The 19,775-nt window shown below is 35.8% G+C and carries 17 protein-coding genes; 10 read left to right on the top strand and 7 right to left on the bottom strand.

The window, feature by feature from the left end; translation table 11 throughout:
* Window positions 1-114: 114 nt before the first annotated feature.
* The 4 genes from A3EE_RS0102565 to A3EE_RS0102580 all read left to right on the top strand — a co-directional run bounded on the left by A3EE_RS0102565 (window position 115) and on the right by A3EE_RS0102580 (window position 5,411).
* Window positions 115-1,062, top strand: a complete 948-nt coding sequence (locus tag A3EE_RS0102565) for a hypothetical protein (protein WP_018341865.1) — start codon at window positions 115-117, stop codon at window positions 1,060-1,062.
* A 49-nt stretch (window positions 1,063-1,111) separates the two neighbouring features.
* A complete protein-coding gene (locus tag A3EE_RS0102570; protein WP_018341866.1) occupies window positions 1,112-2,686 on the top strand; it encodes an FMN-binding glutamate synthase family protein in 1,575 nt (524 codons plus the stop codon).
* A 61-nt stretch (window positions 2,687-2,747) separates the two neighbouring features.
* A complete protein-coding gene (locus A3EE_RS0102575) occupies window positions 2,748-4,703 on the top strand; it encodes a sensor histidine kinase (protein WP_018341867.1) in 1,956 nt (651 codons plus the stop codon).
* 63 nt (window positions 4,704-4,766) lie between these two features.
* The gene (locus tag A3EE_RS0102580) at window positions 4,767-5,411 is read left to right on the top strand and encodes an OmpH/Skp family outer membrane protein (protein WP_018341868.1); all 645 of its coding nucleotides are present in this window, start codon (window positions 4,767-4,769) and stop codon (window positions 5,409-5,411) included.
* 126 nt (window positions 5,412-5,537) lie between these two features.
* Here A3EE_RS0102580 and A3EE_RS0102585 read toward each other — a convergent pair whose 3' ends face one another.
* The 4 genes from A3EE_RS0102585 to A3EE_RS0102600 all read right to left on the bottom strand — a co-directional run bounded on the left by A3EE_RS0102585 (window position 5,538) and on the right by A3EE_RS0102600 (window position 8,302).
* Window positions 5,538-6,173: a peroxiredoxin gene (locus tag A3EE_RS0102585; RefSeq protein ID WP_018341869.1), complete on the bottom strand. Its 636-nt coding sequence runs from the start codon at window positions 6,171-6,173 to the stop codon at window positions 5,538-5,540.
* A gap of 132 nt (window positions 6,174-6,305) precedes the next feature.
* On the bottom strand, window positions 6,306-6,515 hold the full coding sequence (locus A3EE_RS0102590; RefSeq protein ID WP_018341870.1) for a hypothetical protein: 210 nt from the start codon (window positions 6,513-6,515) through the stop codon (window positions 6,306-6,308).
* Window positions 6,516-6,525: 10 nt separating this feature from the next.
* Window positions 6,526-6,804, bottom strand: a complete 279-nt coding sequence (locus A3EE_RS21585; protein WP_083921238.1) for a hypothetical protein — start codon at window positions 6,802-6,804, stop codon at window positions 6,526-6,528.
* Between the two features lie 7 nt (window positions 6,805-6,811).
* On the bottom strand, window positions 6,812-8,302 hold the full coding sequence (locus A3EE_RS0102600) for a dihydrolipoyl dehydrogenase family protein (RefSeq protein WP_018341872.1): 1,491 nt from the start codon (window positions 8,300-8,302) through the stop codon (window positions 6,812-6,814).
* Window positions 8,303-8,759: 457 nt separating this feature from the next.
* On the opposite strand from A3EE_RS0102600, the gene A3EE_RS0102605 reads away from it, so the two are divergent.
* From A3EE_RS0102605 to A3EE_RS0102620, 4 genes are all read left to right on the top strand, one after another.
* The gene (locus A3EE_RS0102605; RefSeq protein WP_026209556.1) at window positions 8,760-10,226 is read left to right on the top strand and encodes a circularly permuted type 2 ATP-grasp protein; all 1,467 of its coding nucleotides are present in this window, start codon (window positions 8,760-8,762) and stop codon (window positions 10,224-10,226) included.
* Between the two features lie 13 nt (window positions 10,227-10,239).
* Window positions 10,240-11,187 carry an alpha-E domain-containing protein gene (locus A3EE_RS0102610; RefSeq protein WP_018341874.1) on the top strand — a complete coding sequence of 316 codons (948 nt, stop codon included), beginning with the start codon at window positions 10,240-10,242 and terminating at the stop codon, window positions 11,185-11,187.
* 69 nt (window positions 11,188-11,256) lie between these two features.
* Window positions 11,257-11,982 (top strand): proteasome-type protease, encoded by a 726-nt coding sequence (locus tag A3EE_RS0102615; RefSeq protein ID WP_018341875.1) that lies wholly within the window; start codon window positions 11,257-11,259, stop codon window positions 11,980-11,982.
* A gap of 102 nt (window positions 11,983-12,084) precedes the next feature.
* Window positions 12,085-13,002 (top strand): hypothetical protein, encoded by a 918-nt coding sequence (locus tag A3EE_RS0102620; RefSeq protein ID WP_018341876.1) that lies wholly within the window; start codon window positions 12,085-12,087, stop codon window positions 13,000-13,002.
* A 483-nt stretch (window positions 13,003-13,485) separates the two neighbouring features.
* Here the strand turns inward: A3EE_RS0102620 and A3EE_RS0102625 are convergent, their stop codons facing one another.
* Window positions 13,486-15,102 (bottom strand): ABC-F family ATP-binding cassette domain-containing protein, encoded by a 1,617-nt coding sequence (locus A3EE_RS0102625; protein WP_018341877.1) that lies wholly within the window; start codon window positions 15,100-15,102, stop codon window positions 13,486-13,488.
* A 131-nt stretch (window positions 15,103-15,233) separates the two neighbouring features.
* Entirely contained in the window at window positions 15,234-16,157 is a 924-nt protein-coding gene (locus A3EE_RS0102630; RefSeq protein WP_018341878.1) for a glycosyltransferase family 2 protein, read from the bottom strand.
* A 149-nt stretch (window positions 16,158-16,306) separates the two neighbouring features.
* On the opposite strand from A3EE_RS0102630, the gene A3EE_RS0102635 reads away from it, so the two are divergent.
* Complete coding sequence (locus tag A3EE_RS0102635) at window positions 16,307-17,659, top strand: neutral/alkaline non-lysosomal ceramidase N-terminal domain-containing protein (protein WP_018341879.1); 1,353 nt, start codon at window positions 16,307-16,309, stop codon at window positions 17,657-17,659.
* 135 nt (window positions 17,660-17,794) lie between these two features.
* Complete coding sequence (locus A3EE_RS0102640; protein WP_157446846.1) at window positions 17,795-18,565, top strand: hypothetical protein; 771 nt, start codon at window positions 17,795-17,797, stop codon at window positions 18,563-18,565.
* Here A3EE_RS0102640 and A3EE_RS0102645 read toward each other — a convergent pair.
* Window positions 18,562-19,503 (bottom strand): sensor histidine kinase, encoded by a 942-nt coding sequence (locus A3EE_RS0102645; protein WP_157446847.1) that lies wholly within the window; start codon window positions 19,501-19,503, stop codon window positions 18,562-18,564. The genes A3EE_RS0102640 and A3EE_RS0102645 overlap by 4 nt on opposite strands.
* Between the last annotated feature and the right edge of the window lie 272 nt (window positions 19,504-19,775).

Genomic DNA, 19,775 nt, shown 5'->3' on the forward strand with positions numbered 1-19,775 from the left:
AAATAACTTTAAATAATAAAAAAACAGCTATCCTTATTCTATATCTCTGTATTCTACTGTGGTTTCACACATTTATTAAGTAAATTTGGCTGTTAACTTAAAAAATTATTGTCTGTGAGAAAGTCTATTACGTTACTGTTTATCTTCTTTTTAACACTTTTCGTTTCTGTTGCACAGTTTAAAAGGCAACGTGAGTATTCAGGCTTTTTCGATACATATTATTATAGAGGTCCAATTACATTTACACTTGGAGGGGGTGTTACAACCTACAGAGGTGATTTAACAGATGGCATAGGCTTAAATGGCTTAGGTGCTGGATTTTCATTGGGTGCAAATTATAAACTATGGCCTCATATCGTATTCGGTGCAGAGTTTTCATATTTAAAATTGCATTCGAATGATTTCAATACAACCCGCAATTTATCTTTCAATACTACAGGTTATGAACTTCAGATCTATGGGAGATTGTATTTGATTGATGAGATTGTTCGCGTAGCTCCCGATAGAAGAAAGGAATCGCAGTATACGTTTTGCAAACCCTATATACATGCGGGTTTAGGCGGATTGTATTACAGTCCGACTGTCAATTACGATCCATCTATACAACTTGGTGGTGTGACGGGCAGCGGCGGGATGACGTTTGTTATTCCAGCAGGTTTAGGTCTACAGTTTACAATTACACAACGTTCATCACTTTGTGTTGAATACATATATAGATTTACAATGACAGATTACTTGGATGGGTTTTCAAATGCAGCTAAGAATGATGGATACGGACTTTTTCAAGCAAAATTCCAGTTTGCACCAACGGCACCTAAAAAGAAAAAGAAACTTAATTTAGCACCTCCGGCTAAATACGAAGGAGCAAAAGGAACAGAGACTTGGAAAACAAGAAAGGCACAAGGAGATACAAACAAACCTCAGAAAGAAGAATATCAAATGCCGGATGAAAACGTCGAACAAAATACAGACACTCAGGAAGGCGAAGAACAAAACCAGGAAGGTGAAAATCAAGAAGGCGAAAATCAGGAAGCACCTGCAGAAGAGGCAACTCCAGAATAAAACCAGTATTGAAATCTATTTTGTTTGAGGTTATTTAAAAGAACAATACATGAAAGAAATTATTGATACGCTTGCTTTAATTCCATGGTGGGTATATCCATCCTTATTGCTTGTGTTTATTGCGGTTAAAGATATTTTCTTTAACAGACGTCATACAATTAAACACAACTTTCCTATTGTTGGCCATTTAAGATATTTATTAGAAAAAATCGGTCCGGAGTTACGTCAGTACATTGTTGCAAACAATAGAGAAGAACTTCCATTCAATAGAAGACAGCGTTCATGGATTTATGCTTCTTCAAAACAAGAAAATAATTACCAAGGCTTTGGTACTGATCAGGATCAAAATAGTCCGGGATTTGTATTCATAAAACCTTCTATGTTTTCGTATGCAGTAAAAGAAGGACATCCAAATAAAAAGAAACCTGATTTTGTGCCTTGCGCAAAAATAATGGGTGAATACAATAAAAGAAGAAGGCCTTATCGTCCGCAATCCATCATTAATATTTCCGGAATGAGCTATGGTTCATTGTCTGCGCGTGCAGTTGAATCATTAAACAAAGGCGCGTTAAAAGCCGGAGCATATCAGAATACAGGAGAAGGTTCATTGGCTCCGCATCATAAACATGGTGCAGATGTTATGTTCCATTTTGGTACGGGTTATTTTGGTGTGAGAGACGAACATGGAAACTTCTCAATGGCTAAAATGAAAAAGCTTGTAGAAGACAATCCATGCATCCGTGTTATTGATGTGAAACTATCACAAGGTGCAAAACCAGGTAAAGGTGGCGTATTGCCAGCTTCTAAGATCACGCAGGAAATTGCTGATATCCGTGGCTTGCCTATGGGTAAAGATGTAATTTCTCCGGCATATCACAGTGCGTTTTCGAATGTTGCAGAGATGATGGATTTCATTGAACGCATTGCTCAGGAAACAGGCTTGCCTGTGGGCTTTAAGTCTGCTGTAGGTAAAATGGAAATGTGGATCGAACTGGCAGATCGAATGTTAGAAAAAGGTTATGGTCCGGATTTTATAACGATCGATGGTGGTGAAGGCGGTACAGGTGCTGCACCTCCTGCTTTTGCAGATCACGTGTCGTTGCCGTTTGTATATGCATTTAGTAACGTCTATAAAATATTTGCAGAACGTGGCTTAACAGACCGAATCGTGTTTGCAGCATCCGGTAAATTGGGTTTCCCTGAAAGTGCGCTAATGGCTTTTTCATTGGGTGCGGATGTCATACATGTTGCAAGAGAAGCAATGATGTCAATCGGTTGTATCCAGGCGCAGGTATGCCATAACAATACGTGTCCGTCGGGTGTGGCAACACAGAACAAATGGCTGCAATCGGGTATAGATGTACCGTTAAAAGCAGATCGTTTATACCATTACGTAAAAAACTTACGAAAAGAAGTATTGGAAATTACACACGCATGCGGCTATGAGCATCCTTCACAGATGACGATGCATGACATCGACATCAGTATGGGAGATAACAATTTAACCATGCCTTTGGTTGATGCGTATAAATATAATAAGGTGCCGGTAAAATTTGAATCAATGCAACAGCTATTGGATTGTGAATATTTAGGTAAGGCGGATCCGACGATAAAATTCAATTAACTTTTAAGGCAGGTTCATTTCTACTTTTTTTGTTTATAGAAATGAACCTGTATGTAATAATGTGAAAAGAACCGTATTGATTTTTTTATTTATTGTAGCCCGAATTTTTGTACATGGGCAATCAAGTCCACTAGTTTTAGAGGATACAACGCAACGCTTTGACTGGTCCAAAGGCTACTATTCCATCTATTATGATTCCTTAAATAAGAGATCATTTGGTGAAATTGTTGAGATCTCTAATAAAGGAATGTTTACACAAACCCTTTCAGATGCACCTAGGCTGCAGTCGTTTAATAAAGAGATGTGGGCAAAAATTGATGTTCAGAATAAAGGAACAACAACAAAAAAATACCTGATCGAATTATATGATTTTCACATAGATCTATATGATGTTTTTGTTTTTAAAAATGATACCCTCCGATATCATTTTTCAGGAGGCGATTTTTTTATTTTCGATTATAGAAAAGTGCAGCATAAAAATTTTATCAATGAAGTAAACTTCGATCCAAATTCCAACTATACTATTTTTGTACGTATTCAAAGCAAGCAATCCGTAACAGCTTTCGGTACAATCCGAACACCTGAAAATCTGGTTTATTATTCAAATAAAGAATATACATTGTTATCCATTTTTTATGGATTCTTATTGTTAATGGCGTTGTACTGTTTTATAGTGTATGTAGTTACCTTAGAAAGAACGTATCTATATTTTACAATAAATGTAATCAGTGTTGCATTGTATAGTCTGTCGAATGATGGTCTTGGATATCAATATCTCTGGGGCAATCATATAGTGTTAAATGAGTATGTTCAAAGCTTTTCCATTGCGTTATTTTCTGCTACTGCATTACTTTATTCCGCCTCTTTTTTGCAGGTATCACGTATTTGTAAAAAATCCATCTTAGCGATCCGTTTGCTAGTTTGCCTGCGTATCGGGATGTTTATTTTTGGTTTGTATTTTTATGAACCCTTGTTGTACATGTATCATTTTGATATTCTTATTTTAATCTTTATTTTTTATATAGGAATCTACGTTTATTATAAACAATTCATTGCTGCACGGTTTTTTATACTGGCCTATAACGCTTTATTTATAGGCTTTACGCTACATTTTCTAATGGTGTTGGGACTTATAGATAACAGTTTATTCACCGTATATGCGCTGAACTTCGGAACCATCTTTCAATTGTTTTTATTTTCTTTTGCGCTTGCAGATCAGGTCCGCCTTGTGAATAGAGAAATACGTATCACGCAATTGAATTTAATTAATCAATTAAAAGAAAATGATGCGTTAAAAGATAAAGTGACGCAGGAACTTGAAGGCAAAGTTCAGGAACGAACAAAAGAACTTGAATATAAAAATCAGCAGCTGGATGCTTTTGTTTATAAAGCCTCACATGATATCAAGGGTCCATTAAAATCAATTATCGGTTTAGCTAAATTGGGTTTACTGGATGTTGAAGATGAAAGTGCCCGGGAATATTTTAGTCATATAGAAAAAAGCTCTGAACGTCTGGATAAACTTGTTGCAGATCTGTTGCAAGTATCAAAAATAAAAAGCTCGTTTGTTAAAAAGACTCAAATTGATTTTGAAGAAATTATTGAAGAAATAAAATACAGTCTGAATAATTTACCCGATTTTGATGCATTTCAAATTGACTTAAATATTATTCAAGACGGAGATTTTTATTCGGACAGAAATATGATTTATTCTATTTTTCAAAATCTGATCGAAAACGCCTTTATCTATAGAGATGTTTATAAAGAGATCTGTACATTAAACATCCGGATAGAAATAGATAAGCAAAAATCCGTTTTTGAGTTTAGCGATAATGGAATAGGCATTAATAAAGACATAAAAGACAAGGTATTTGATATGTTTTTCAGAGCCAGTGATATTTCGGGTGGTTCAGGTTTGGGTTTGTATCTGGTAAAAATGGCTGTAAACAAAATTGGTGGTAGGATAGATATTGAATCAAAAGTGAAAAAAGGAACTACGTTTACAATAGTTATCTAAACTATAATTTTTATCTTTATCAAATAATTACGAATATTGATCAGAACATAAAAAATACTACCCGTGAATCAACGTTTGCCTCTTATTTCTCTAATTTTAAATGGTGTATTAGCCATTGCAGTTATTGTATTGTTTGTATTGCATTTTGATGCTCATAAGTCTCCGTCTGCTGATATAGCTGCTACAGACTCAACGCAGGAAGCAGAACTTACATTGGATAGTCTACCGGATCTGGGTTCAAATAATGGTGCGATTGCTTTTATTGATCTGGAAGAATTGACAAAAAAATATAAGTTCTATAATGATGGTAAAACCAATATTGAAAACTTTTTCAAGAATAAGCAGGCAATGCTTATGAAAAAGAAAGCTCAATTTGAAGAAAATGTGATGCAATACGAACAGCTTGCTCCGAACCTTACACCGGCAGTTAGAGAGAAGCGCGAAAAAGATTTGAATGCTGAGCGTGAGAGTTTAATGGAACTAAACGAAAAACTGAATATAGAATTACAGGATAAAGAACTTAATTTTGAAAAAGAATTTTTATCAAAAATTGATACTTATCTAAAAGTATTGAGCAAGGAAAAAAATTATTCGTATGTATTTACGTATGTGAAAGGAAACCCTGCTACAATCGTTTATGCAAAAGATACATTGAACATTTCAGATCAGGTGATTCACGCACTGAACGAGCAATACAAGAAAAAATAGTACACGATTAAAGAATGTCCAAGTCAGACAAGATTATTTCGTTCTCTTGATTAAAAATTCTTATAATAAAAAAGTCCCCCGATAGCTATCGGGGGACTTTTTTATTATAAGAATAACTTTCTCAACTTATTTATTTGGCTGTGGTGTTGTTCTTAAATAAGGTTTAACACGTGTGTAACCTTTTGGAAACTTCGCAGCAATATCTTCGTCTTTAACTGCAGGCGTAATCACTACATCTTCACCGTCTTTCCAGTTTGCTGGGGTAGCCACGCTGTAGTTAGCAGTTAATTGCAGCGAATCAATCACACGAAGGATCTCGGTGAAATTTCTGCCAGTAGAAGCCGGATAGGTAATGATCAATTTTATTTTTTTGTCATTGCCTATAATAAATAGTGAACGAACAGTGAATTTTTCACTTGCATTTGGGTGAATCATATCATACAACTCAGCTACTTTTTTGTTTTCATCCGCAATGATCGGGAAGTTTACAGTAGTATTTTGTGTTTCATTGATATCTTTGATCCAGCCTTTGTGTGATTCAAGACCATCAACACTTAACGCAGCAACTTTTACGTTACGTTTTTCAAATTCTGATTTAAGTTTAGCAGTAGCACCCAATTCGGTTGTACAAACCGGTGTGTAATCTGCAGGGTGAGAGAATAAAACTCCCCATTTATCTCCTAACCACTCATGGAAAGAAATTGGTCCTTCAGTAGTTTCTGCTGTAAAATCCGGTGCGATATCGCCTAATCGTAAACTCATGATCGTAGATGTTTTATAGTTAATTTTTTAATAAACATGAAATAATGTTCTGAATTTATGAAGTATTTTATTCAATTCAAAATAATATTCTGATTGGTACAACAAGGTGTTCCTGCAGAATGTTCCCTATTCTCAATCTTTTTTATCCTTAGAAATGAAGTGTTTGTATATCAGATAACAGAAATAACCGAAAGCGATAAAAACCAGCACATTTAACAAAAAGTTAAAACTGCTTTGAAAACCTGCATAAGCAGAATTATTCATGATCTGGATCTTTACAAAAAACAGTGTTGTGAGCAAAAGTACAACCAATCCGAAATTATTCAGAAAATCCTTTTTCATAAGACAACTCTTAACGCTTTTTTTCCAGAATGGTGGAATTGATTTCCTCGGATTGGTTTTTTGTAAATCCAGTTACAACATGTGTGGTGCTGTTGGTGAAAAAAGTTAACGTACTATATCCAACAAGGGGATTATCTATGCTAATAGAAACGATGTCTATGAATGCGATGAATGTAGACTTGCTGTTATATATACCGGGCTCTTTGATCTTGATACCTGTAGCTTCAATATGTATTTCTGTAGGGAAAATTTTATTTCCGGAAGATAATCTGGACGAAATATATTTCATGGAAGTATTATCTTAAATAAACAATATCGTTCGTGCAGCCATTTTCATCACATGATTTGCAGGTAAGCATTCCTTTAAAGAACTGAGGTTTTAAAACAGATGTTCCCAACAGCATGCGGATACATTCCTGTATCCCTTCAATGATAGAAGGGTGCGGGTGGATCATGTCTGCCAATTCTTCAACACCTTTATCCATTGAAATCAATAAGGCAACGGCTTGTATGGCACTTGAAGCATGTACACCTACAGCTCGCATACCTAAGATCTTCATTTCATTGTCGTTTGTTACAAGAATTTTAAAGAATCCATCGTTGTTGCGCATTGCAATTGCACGAGGGATCATATCGTAACGGATCTTAACAACTTTATAAGAGATCTTATCTTTTAATGCACGCTTCTCGTTCATTCCAACACCAGCAACTTCGGGCTGTACAAACATAATGGTTGAAACGTTGTTGTATGTAATCGGGTGACTGGAAACACCAAACATTTTTTCAATTACATGTCGGCCTTCTAATTCCGCAACATTCACAAGCGCTACATCAGAAGAAATATCCCCGGCAACATAGATGTTCGGCACGTTTGTTTGTCCGTCTATGTTATCAATATTTCCATTCGGTAAAATGGTTATACCCACATCTTCCAGACCTAAGTTTTTTGTATTTGGAATACGGCCAACCGAAACAAGTACCTTTTCTACACGGTGCATTTCTTTGCGGCCGTCTGTATATTCAATGATGTACTCCACTTCACCATCTACAATTCGCATGCTTAACAAGTTCGATTTTTTATGAACCGTAATGCCTTGTTTCTTCATGTTTGCTTCAACAACATCCGTTACATCATCGTCTTCAAATGAAAGAATACGCTCTGCTTTGTCAATGATGTTTACAGACGTGTAGCCGAAGTTTGAAAAAATGGTTGCCCACTCACAACCAATAACCCCTGCACCTAATATTACCAGGCTCTTCGGGAAGTTCTCAAAATTTTCGACACCATCACTGGTTACAATGATCTTTTCATCAATCGGAATATTTGGAATTTTACGCGGACTGCTGCCGGTCGCAATAACAATATTTTCAACTTCTATGACTTCTCTTTCTGTGCCTGTTATTACTTCAACAGCATGTTGGCCAACAATTTTTGCTGTACCTTTCAGAAATCTAAAGAGTCTTGCTTCCTGCTGAACAAGCGATTCGATCTGGCCTTCAAGATGAAAACGACGGTTGGCAATACCACCGCGAACCTGCGTCAATACTTGCTGATAGGTTACTGAAAAATGTTGATCAGGACTGTATTGCGCTAAACGTTTGCGTGCAGTTTGTATGTCTTTAGATAGCTCCCAGAACGTCTTAGATGAAATTGCTCCGTTATAGAGCCCTGCTCCTCCGATTTTTTCTTTTTCAATTAATAATACAGATTTGTTTAAATCTAACGCTCTGATTGCTGCTGCATAGCCTGCCGGGCCAGCACCTATAATACATACATCGTACTTCATCCTATTGAAATCTCGTTTATACCCCAAATTGCAAAAAAAATGCGCAGTTGCCAATCTTTATTATAAACAGCTCTAAAATTGTATTTTTTCTATAATATAAAAATTCATTAAAATCTATTGAAAAAGTACTATTTAAAAATATTGTGGTCTAAAAATGAATCAATATATAGTATAAATAATCATTTATTTAAAAATATGGTTTAAAAATGAACCAATTATATAATAAATATCTTTTTTGGAAAAGGTTTTTGTCTAAAAACGTAAATTTTAAGAATTATATTAGATTATTTATATTATTTATTATGTATAATTATGTAACTATTAAAATAAGCAAACGTACAAAAATGCTCTTATATGCATTATAGTAAATATATTATTTAAATATTTTGCGAATACAGAATATACCTATATATTGTCAACATATAAATTAAGTTATATAAATTATATCCGTATTGGTATGGAATCACAAACTGGAATATTTAATTCTTACAAGATAGACCCAGCTCATTTTGATGAAGCATGGACTCCAAACGGTGACATTAGAGGGCATTATAAGCATTTAATGGATACATTCAAACATTTAGATATGGATGAATACATCAAGATAAATGAAATTGCAAAAAGTGACTTGTTTAATCAAGGAGTGACTTTTAATGTATATACAGAAGAAAATGAAGGCGTAGAACGGTTATTTCCTTTCGATCTGTTTCCGCGCATGATACCAAGTGAAGAATGGAAGACCATTGAAACCGGGATTAAGCAACGCATTAAAGCACTTAATTTATTTCTTTGGGATATATATCATGAACAAAAAATATTAAAAGATAAAATTGTGCCAAGTGAATTACTTTTTAGTTCACAATTTTATAAAAAGGAAATGATAGGTGTAGACCCGCCAGGAGGGATTTACATTCATATAACAGGTATTGACATCATCAAACACAACGATGGAAAATATTATGTATTGGAAGATAATTTACGTTGTCCATCCGGTGTAAGCTACGTGTTATCGAATAGAGAGACTATGAAAAAAATATTTTTCAATCTCTTTAGCAGATACCATGTTAAACCCGTGATGCAGTATACAGAAAGACTCCTTGCAACAATTCGTTCGGTTGCGCCAGATAGAATTGATAATCCGCTATGTGTAGTACTTACGCCTGGTACATTTAACTCTGCTTATTTTGAGCATTCTTTTCTAGCACATCAAATGGGGATTCAATTGGTGGAAGGAAGAGACATGTTTGTTGAAAATAATTTCGTCTACATGAAGAACATACATGGTCCGAAGAGAGTAGATGTAATTTATAGACGAGTAGACGATGACTTTATTGATCCGCTTGTGTTTAATGAAAAATCGGTATTGGGTGTGCCCGGCTTAATGGCGGCTTATCAAGCAGGAAATGTGAATATTATTAATGCACCTGGTACGGGTGTGGCAGACGATAAAGCAGTGTACACATATGTTCCGGATATCATTAAATATTATTTAGATGAAGAACCTATTTTAAGCAACGTACCAACGTATCGTTGTGAACGTCCGGACGAAATGAAATATGTGTTGGAAAATATGCATAACCTGGTTGTTAAACCTGTGGATGAGTCGGGTGGTTATGGAGTTTTTATTGGTGATAGAAAAACCAAAGAAGAAATCGAAGATTACAAAAAGTTAATACATGCAAATCCTAGAAAATATATTGCACAGCCGATTATGTCTTTATCTATGCTGTCAACATTTATTGAAGATACAAATGAATCAGAACAACGCCACATTGATTTGCGCGCATTTGCTTTGATGGGTAAAGATGGCATCTATGTATTGAATGGAGGTTTAACACGGGTAGCATTACAAAAAGGTAATCTTATTGTAAACTCTTCGCAAGGCGGGGGTTCAAAGGATACATGGGTTATTGAAAATTATTAAAATTCGTTGAAGTATGTTATCTAGAATTGCAGGAAATTTGTTTTGGATGGGTCGTTACCTTGAACGAACAGAACATATCAGTCGTTTTGCACAAGCACATTACTTTTTCAGTATTGATGCACCCAAATCGATCAAGAAAGAACACATATTAGAATCTGTTTTAAACATGGCTGGTTCGTATGTTGAATATATTGGCCTACAAAATAAAATGGAGACCGATGAGGTTGCTTATTTTATTGGCTTGAATGATTACAATTCATCTTCTATTAAACAATCTGTTTGCCAAGCTCGTGAAAACGCCAGAGGCGCAAAGGATTCTATCTCTACGGAATTGTGGGAGTCAATCAATACCTATTACCATTATGTAAAATCAATGGATAAGGCGAAGTTTGAAGAAATAGGTATTTTTGGATTTTCAAAAAAAGTAATTGAGCTAAATGCCATCATAAATGCAAATGTCGACAATACATTGCTGCACGATGAAGCTTGGTCTATCATACATTTGGGAAAACACATTGAACGTACTACTCAGATCATCCGGATTATAGTAACAAAGATCAATGATATCAATCGAATTCCTAAAAAGGAATATTATAACATGATTGAATTATTTGAAAATGTTAATTTGCTTAAGAGTACAGAGGCATACGACATGAGTAAAATCCATTACAGAGAAGTACCCAATGTAAGCCATAGCTTGGAGTTTTTGACTTTAAATAGAAATTTTCCAAAGTCGATTGTATACAATCTAAGACACATTGAAAATTGTTTACTACGGATAACAAATGTTTCTAAGCATCAGCCAAACTCGCTGGAGTTCTATGCAAGTAAATTATTATCTACCGTGCAATACACTTCTATTCAGGATATTGAAAAAGAGCCACTTGCCTTTTATCATGATCTATTGAATAAAGTTGCAAAGCTGGCGGATATGCTTGAAATAAAGTATCTGCAATATTAAGTGATGTTAAGTCATATTTTAAAAACCATAAAAACCGTATATTTCGATTTGAAATAGAATACAATCATTATGACATATTGTTTGGGTGTTAAATTAAAAGATGGATTAGTTGCAATAGCTGATACACGCATAACTTCTGGTACGGATACAACAACTGCTAAAAAACTATTTGTTCATGAAAGCGGACATGGAAGCTTGTTCTTGATGACAAGTGGCTTACGTTCTGTTCGTGATAAAGCTATCACTTACTTCAAAGAAGTATTAAAAGACGAATCGGTTATTTACACACAGTTGTACGAAGCCGTGAATGCTTTTGGAAACCAGCTGCGCAGAGTGGCAGAGGAAGATCGGAAGGCATTGTATGCTGCAGGTTTTGCATTTAATTTACATACCATTGTTGGTGGTCAGTTAAAAAATGATACCGAGCCAAAATTATTTTTATTATACCCCGAAGGAAACTGGATCGAATTGACGCAAACAACTCCGTTTATGATTATCGGTAACAGCGGATATGGTAAGCCTATTCTGAACCGTACAGTCAAATATGAATCAACGCTGGAAGAAGTATTGAAGGCCGGATTTTTATCGTTCGATTCAACACGTGTATCTGCAAATGATGTAGATTTTCCATTGGATGTTGTTATTTATTATAACAATACATTTAAGATGATTGAACACCGTTTTGAGAAAAAAGATATGGAAATTATCTCCAGTACCTGGGATAATGAATTGAAAAAAGCGTTGGATAGCGTACCAGAAGATTGGATGAATGTGGTATTTGATCAAAAAAAGTGATTTAAAAGAAATATCTGTCAGTTGCTTAACTTAAATATATTTTATTATATTTATATAGAAACTAAACTTAAACAACAGACTTTTCATTAACCAACAATCATTATGGCACAAGAAGAAAACAAAAAAAGTAATAATCTGATTTTTATATTAATCATCCTTGCCTTATTGGGTGTGATCGGATATTTATTATTCAACAACAATCAGAAATCGACTAAGATTGAAGAGCAGGAGAAAACAATTATCTTAAAAGACGATTCGTTGGCTACCAAAGTTGCTGAATTAGAAGGCTTACAATTACAGTACCACAGTTTACAAAAACAAGCAGCTGACTTGGGTCAAAGAAATGATTCATTGGATGCTAAAATTGCAGAATTAGATAATGCAATTGCAAGCTTGAAAAAAGGTAACGCTGTTAACATGAAAAAGCTGAACGCTCAGATCGAATCATACAAAAAAGATCTTGAAGTGAAAGAAGCTGAAATCGTTAAGTTGCGTGAAGAAAACAAAAACTTAAATTCTTCTATCGACACATTAAAGCAAGACAAAGCTGTAATGAATGATTCAATCAACAATCTTCGTACAGTTCGTACAGATTTACAGCAGAAATATGAGTTAGCATCTATCTTGAAAGCTGAAAACATAAAAGTTAGTGTGATCAATGCTAAAGGAAAAGAAGAAACTGACACTGAATACAAAGCAAAACACATTGCTAAAATCAAAATTGTATTCACTCTTGCGGATAACAAAGTAGCTCCTAAGAACACAAAAGTAATTTACTTACAGGTTATCGAACCAAGTGGTGCTCCATTGTTTGATAGTTCTTTAGGTGGTGGTTTCTTCAAAACTTCTGAAGGAAAAGAAATTCCGTTTACTGAAAAACAAGCAATCGATTTCAACAACACCAATCAGCCTGTATCATTTGTATATGCTAAAGGTGGTGAATACAAAATCGGTACATACACACTTAAAGTTTGGCAAGATGGCAACTTGATTGGTACTACATCTTTAGTGGTTAAGTAATACGAACACGATTGATAGGATTAAAATTGAATACAGGATTTCCTTCTGTAGTTATTTGAATCCTTCGTTCATAAAATAAAAAGAAGTCCCGTTGATTCATTCAGCGGGACTTCTTTTTTTATTGTTTAATAAGTAAATACAATAGATATAGCATAAACATTATCACTTGTGGCGATATATGAATTTTCATATAAATCTCATTTGTGTTAAGCCTTCTTGTTTATTATGCCGTAGAAAGATTTGGCAACTACTAGTTCTATTGAATGCGAGAACCAAGGCAACTAAGGTTTATTTAATGTCTAAAACCCAATGACAACTATTTGTATTTAATGGAATACAATCCAACTAAAAAGTATTATTACGAATATAATGGATTTTTTTGAAAATATTTAATCCAACAAATAAATCTTCCAAAACAAAAATCCCGATGGAAAACTCTATCGGGATTTTTATTTTTAATTACTGACCACTGTCTACTGACCACTAGTATACCGCCAGCTTTTGTGTTTTTACTTTTTCGTCTTCCAGATATTCTTCGTATGTCATTGTTTTGTCAAGGAAGCCGTTTGGTCCCAGTTCAATGATGCGGTTGGCAACTGTGTTGATGAATTGATAATCGTGCGAGTAGAATAACATCGTACCTTTAAATTCCATCAAGGCGTTGTTTAATGCCGTGATGGATTCCAGATCCAGGTGATTGGTTGGATCATCCATTACAAGCACGTTCGCAGATTCCATCATCATTTTAGAAAGCATGCAGCGCACTTTTTCACCTCCGGATAATACGGTACATTTTTTCAATGATTCTTCACCTGTAAATAACATACGGCCTAAGAAACCACGAATAAAGCTTTCGTCCTTATCTTTAGAGTATTGACGCAGCCAATCCACTAAATTCAAATCTCCATCAGAGAAATATTCAGAGTTGTCTTTAGGGAAATAAGATTGCGAAGTTGTAACACCCCACTTGAATGAACCAGCATCCGGCTGTTCAATGCCCATCAACACATCAAAAAGAGCAGAGATACTTAAAGGATCTTTACTTAATATAGAAACCTTATCTGCCTTTTGTATGGTGAAGGTTAAATCTTTAAATAGATATTCTCCATCCGGCCCTTTTTTACTTAAGCCTTCAACGGTAAGTAATTGATCACCGGCCTCACGTTCAGAGCGGAATTGAATACCCGGATATTTTCTGCTTGATGCAGTAATCTCATCAATTACTAGTTTCTCTAATAATTTTTTACGGGAAGTAGCTTGTTTTGATTTAGAAGCATTGGCAGAGAAACGCTCTACGAAGTCCTGTAACTCTTTACGCTTATCTTCCACTTTTCTGTTCTGATCGGCTTTTTGTTTTGCAGCCAATTGAGAAGATTCATACCAGAAGGTATAGTTACCGGTATATAATTTAATCTTCGCATAGTCAATATCTGCAACGTGCGTACACACGGTATCCAGGAAGTGACGATCGTGAGAAATTACGATTACCGTATTTTTAAAATCAGCTAAGAAATTCTCTAACCACAATACCGAATCAACATCCAAGTCGTTGGTAGGTTCATCTAACAACAATACGTCGGGGTTACCAAAGATGGCTTGTGCAAGTAATACACGTACCTTGATCTTACCATCAACGTCTTTCATCTGCACAGCATGCAGTTCTTCTTTTACACCTAAGCCGCTCAATAATTCAGCCGCTTCTGCCTCTGCATTCCAACCATTTATATCAGCGAATTCAGATTCCAGTTCAGATGCCTTGATACCATCTGCTTCAGAGAAATCCGGGTTTGCGTAAATTTCTTCACGTTCCTTCATGATCTGATACAAACGTTTGTGACCCATGATTACTGTTTCTAAAATCGGAAACTCATCAAATTCATAGTGGTTCTGCTTTAATATCGCCATACGTTCTCCCGGCGACATCTCAACTTTGCCCGTTGTCGGGTCAATTTCGCCGGAAAGGATTTTTAAGAACGTAGATTTTCCGGCACCGTTTGCGCCTATTAAACCATAACAATTGCCTGATGCAAAACGAATGGTAACTTCTTCGAAAAGGGTTCTCTTGCCGTATTTAAGAGAGATATTAGAACAACTAAGCATGGGTATTTATTTATTGAAGTACAAAGGTACAAAAAACCCTACAATCAAGTAACTGCTGGTTCTAAAAAATACTCGAAGCGTCTAAAATTGGGTGGGGAACACCTAAGAGATTTTCAAAACCTCGTAGGTGTTCATTGTCCAGCTTTCGGCTGATTGTGAATATACGCCGTGATTGCTACTCCATAGAGCTTATAACGCAGTTTTTCAGGAAGAACAAACTGTAATATGCCGGCATCAAACAGGTTTAGCCAAAAAGGGTATTTCATCACCGAATACAGACCTTTAAGAAACAGCTTATGTTGGTGTTTTAATATGGGATCCTGGCCATACAGATCGGGCTTTAAGGATGCTGCCAGAATTCTGTTTTTTAAATATGCTTTTGAGCGTTCGGCATATTTTCTAAACGTAAACTGATCCAGATGTACAGCAATTGCGGTATCTAAATAAAACGTTTCAATTTTTTCAACTCTGGCACGTAATGCAAAATCGTAGTCTTCAATATCTTTTAAGGATTCATCAAAGCCTTTGAGTTTATTGAATAAGGATGTTGGAATTGAAAAATTTGCTGCAGATAGCACAACACGCTCACTTGGAATAACAGCGTTTCTATAAGTCTTCAGCGTACTGTTCCAGGTGGTGTTTAAATAATCTTTGTATTTTTTTATTTCAGAATCTTCTTTGGTAGCAGGTTCAAGAATCTCTCCCAATGCAATACGGTTTTTATGTGTGCTATTGAAAGAAATAAATTCCTGTATACAAGAAGAAGCAGGAATCATGTCGTCATCAAAAAATAACAGCAGTTCTGTTGTTGCCTGTGCAGCGCCAGTATTTCGGGCACTTGCGCGCCCGTTGTTTTTCTGTTCAATAATTTTTAACGGAAATAATTTCCATTCGATGCTATGGATGGCTGCCGCACTGCCGTCTGTTGAACCATCCAGTACAACAATCACTTCAAACGAGCGGTATGTTTGCTGTTCCAGAGAATTCAAAAGTCGGATTACTTTATTTCTGCCATTATAGCTCGGAACAATAATGGATACTTGCGGTGATGTCATTAAAAATTATTCTAAGTATTTGATTGCAAATACACTAAAAATTATTCGTTGCGCAAATTTATTGTTAAAGAATTCGGTTAAACATTCTTAGTAAAAAATACTTTTTTTGTCTTTTGAGCGTGTAACTTGCATACATTAATTTTGATACAATGCGTATTTTGAAAAAAGGGATTAAATGGATTTTAATTGTTGCAGCAATACTTATGCTATTAGCAGTATGTATCCTGACAACGGTTGATCGTACACCTTATAAGCAAATGCCTTATTATTCTGCGATGATGAAACAGTTGGATACGTTTCAGATAACGCAGCAAATCAAACAGGGAGACACGTTGCGAGCAGGCTGGTACAAAGTAGCCCTGACGCCTCATGCGTTCCCCTATCCCCTAGCAGGCTATGGTATCCGGGATAAAGCAACAAGGGTTGGTGATACCACTTATGTGCGAACATTTGTACTGGATAATGGTAAGACACGTGTTGGGTATGTGTGTCTTGACCTGTTGATTTTTCCTCCTGCATTAAAAGATCGTGTTCGTTCAGTATTAGAAAAAAAATATAAGTTGAATGTATATCTTACTGCTACGCATACACACAGTGCTGCTGGTGGCTGGGAACCTAAAATTGCAGGCAAGTTTTTAGCTGGTGATTATTCAGAAGAGTATGTTGATCTGCTCTTTGAAGCCATTGAGAAATCGATTGATGGTGCTGTTAAAAAATTACAAATAGTTGAGCAGGCATATGTGCGTGCTATGGCGCCAACCGCAGTGCGCAACCGTTTAAAGGGTGATGAAGCTCCTAAAGATGTATTTATTCGTGGCCTGAAATTCAGAACAAAGAGCGGTGAAGAAGCATGTTTGTTTACGTTTGCTGCACATGCGAATTGTCTGGATTCAGATGTTACCTATATCTCAGCAGATTATCCGGGTAAAGTTTCAGCATTGTTAGAGAAAGAAGGATGGGCTTCTTTTGTAAGTTACGCTGCCGGTGCTGTAGGAAGTCATGGTCCTGGTTTTAGCCAGCTTCAAAACGGTGAAAAGGAAGGAGATACCATCGCTGTAATTTTAGCAACGCAATTAAAAGATGCGAAAATTAATTATTCGTATACCAATACATTATACTATCACCGCTTTCCATTGCATTTACGCGAACCGCATTTAAGAATTGATAAAGATATCCGTATTCGTCCTTGGGTATTTCATACGTTGCTTGGATCCGATGCTCCGGACATTCAATGCATGCAGGTTGGTGAAACAATGTTCCTTGGCATGCCTTGTGATTATTCAGGCGAACTGATGCCGCCTTTGGAAAAACTATGTAGTGCAAATAAAACAAATCTTATTCTAACCGGATTCAACGGCGGTTATATTGGCTACATCACAGACGATGCCTGTTATGACTGGAGCAAAGGTGAAACGATGGATATGAACTGGCATGGTCCATATAACGCAGCTTATTTGACTGAAGTGAATGAGCGCATATTAAAAGGGGTCAGTGGACAGTAAACAGTGGTCAGTCTATGGATAGGGTTGGGTATACCAATGATCAATAAATTAACAAACGAAGAAATCCTGTATTCAAATTTAATCCATTAAATCGTGTATCTTTTGCCTTTTCCTGCATTATGTCAGAAAAAAGATATGAAACAGGCTATCAGCATCAGTATATTTTTCAGCATTTTTATTTCCTGTGCGCAAGTAGAAACCTTTACGATTCCATCCGGATGGGATACAACAGCCATATATTCAAACATCCTGGAACGAGCCATTCCTGATTCAAGTGCTACAGATTTTTTAACGTCGTATGCATCGCTGCGCAAACACATAGAAAGCAAACGCCTTGAATTAAATCTGCAATACATGAAAGCAACAACGCAAGACGCAAAAAATGTATGTCTGGATTCAGCGTCAAGATATTTGCAAATGGCCTTGGTTGAAAATGTATTTCCGTATTGGTATGGAACAGCCTGGGATTTTAACGGGATCAGCGATAAACCTCAGCGTGGATACGTTGCTTGTGGCTATTTCGTTTCAACTACTTTAAAACATTGTGGTATTGAATTGAACCGGTATAAAGTTGCACAGCAATATTCGCATTCAATCGTTAATACATTATGTTCAGATGTTAAAAAATACACCGCATTAAATGCACTGTTGGATTACATAGCGTCGCAACCGGATAATGTATATGTGGTGGGATTGGATAATCATGTGGGTTTTATTTCAAAGCAAAATGAAGCAATCACATTCATTCACTCAAGTTTTGTGGGACCTGCATGCGTTGAATCCGAGCAGGCAAAGGAATCGCCGGTTCTGGCATCTTCAAGATTTTATGTGTTGGGGAATGCTACGGGAAATAAAAATTTATTGCTGCACTGGCTGCAGAGATCACCTGTTGCTATTGTTCCTTAAACTTCTTCCAGCTCAACAATCTTAGGAGGTACGTGACCTTTAAGGTTTGGAAGCGTAATGGTGAAAATAGAACCAACACCTTTTTCTGACCATACCGTAATGCTTCCCTGTATTTTTGTAATTGCTTCTTTGGTAATGTATAAGCCTAAACCACTGCCTTTGGTCTTCTCATCGGTTTTGAAAAACATATCAAAGATCTTATCGATGTATTCTTTATTGATACCTACGCCATTGTCGGCAATGGATATTTCAATATTGGGAGAGAGATTTTTTACTTTTATGTTAACTGTTTTATCATTGTTCGTAGATTTTGAATAACGGAATGCATTTGAAATAATGTTATTCAGAATCATACGTAATCGGTTTTTATCTGTATGAAATTCACCCTCATAATCGCAATCAAGCGTTACGGCAACATTTTCATTGTATACCGAATTCATTTCAATGGAATTTAAAATTTCTTCTTTAAGGGGAACAGGAGAAATTTCAATTTCTAATCGGTTATTTTTTAAGTAATTTAAAATATCAAAAATGAAATTGTCCAACCTACGTAAACACGCTTCTTTCAGCGTTTCGTAGTACTTCAGTTTTTCCGGATCACTTTCTATTTTACTTATTTCGATTAGTCCCAATGCAGACGCAATTGGTGCACGCAAATCATGGCTGATGCTGTATACCAAATGATCCATCTCCGAATTTGTTTTAAGAAGACGAGCATTTTTGTATTCGATCTTTGCTTTAGATAATAAGATCAACTTGCTGGAAACAGAATGGTCGCGAATGATGAACCATGCAAAAAATCCGCATTGGCATAAAGCACATAAAAAATTTATTTGGCCGTTGGTGTTTGTAAAGCCTTCATCCAGTTGTTTAAAGGATTCATTTGTAGGCTGGTTGAAGAACATCAGATACGTACACAAGCCAATTGGCAAAATCATCTGAAATAAGATTAGAGCAATTTTTTTATTGTCGATAATAAATGGAATACCAATTAACAATGGCATATAAAAGCAAAATACCATGGACGCCAAACCTGTTTCGATGCATTGCACAAATACAATGAATGAAACAGTCAGTACCACAATGTTTGCAGCAAGATTTGTATGGTTTTTTTATTTAAAAAAAAGCAGATTCCGAATATTACTAAAACAAAAGAAACGGCAACAATGGTATTAGGCACCCAGTAAATAACTTCAGGGATCGTAGCTAA

The organism is Cytophaga aurantiaca DSM 3654, from assembly GCF_000379725.1.
In the GTDB taxonomy this organism is placed as follows: domain Bacteria; phylum Bacteroidota; class Bacteroidia; order Cytophagales; family Cytophagaceae; genus Cytophaga; species Cytophaga aurantiaca.

Excerpts from the sequence above, each read along its gene's own strand:
- A3EE_RS0102570 (WP_018341866.1), top strand. The coding sequence starts at position 1,112 with ATGAAAGAAATTATTGATACGCTTGCTTTAATTCCATGGTGGGTATAT.
- A3EE_RS0102585 (WP_018341869.1), bottom strand. The coding sequence starts at position 6,173 with ATGAGTTTACGATTAGGCGATATCGCACCGGATTTTACAGCAGAAACT.
- A3EE_RS0102590 (WP_018341870.1), bottom strand. The coding sequence starts at position 6,515 with ATGAAAAAGGATTTTCTGAATAATTTCGGATTGGTTGTACTTTTGCTC.
- A3EE_RS21585 (WP_083921238.1), bottom strand. The coding sequence starts at position 6,804 with ATGAAATATATTTCGTCCAGATTATCTTCCGGAAATAAAATTTTCCCT.
- A3EE_RS0102600 (WP_018341872.1), bottom strand. The coding sequence starts at position 8,302 with ATGAAGTACGATGTATGTATTATAGGTGCTGGCCCGGCAGGCTATGCA.
- A3EE_RS0102605 (WP_026209556.1), top strand. The coding sequence starts at position 8,760 with ATGGAATCACAAACTGGAATATTTAATTCTTACAAGATAGACCCAGCT.
- A3EE_RS0102610 (WP_018341874.1), top strand. The coding sequence starts at position 10,240 with ATGTTATCTAGAATTGCAGGAAATTTGTTTTGGATGGGTCGTTACCTT.
- A3EE_RS0102615 (WP_018341875.1), top strand. The coding sequence starts at position 11,257 with ATGACATATTGTTTGGGTGTTAAATTAAAAGATGGATTAGTTGCAATA.
- A3EE_RS0102620 (WP_018341876.1), top strand. The coding sequence starts at position 12,085 with ATGGCACAAGAAGAAAACAAAAAAAGTAATAATCTGATTTTTATATTA.
- A3EE_RS0102625 (WP_018341877.1), bottom strand. The coding sequence starts at position 15,102 with ATGCTTAGTTGTTCTAATATCTCTCTTAAATACGGCAAGAGAACCCTT.
- A3EE_RS0102630 (WP_018341878.1), bottom strand. The coding sequence starts at position 16,157 with ATGACATCACCGCAAGTATCCATTATTGTTCCGAGCTATAATGGCAGA.
- A3EE_RS0102635 (WP_018341879.1), top strand. The coding sequence starts at position 16,307 with ATGCGTATTTTGAAAAAAGGGATTAAATGGATTTTAATTGTTGCAGCA.
- A3EE_RS0102640 (WP_157446846.1), top strand. The coding sequence starts at position 17,795 with ATGAAACAGGCTATCAGCATCAGTATATTTTTCAGCATTTTTATTTCC.
- A3EE_RS0102645 (WP_157446847.1), bottom strand. The coding sequence starts at position 19,503 with ATGATTTTGCCAATTGGCTTGTGTACGTATCTGATGTTCTTCAACCAG.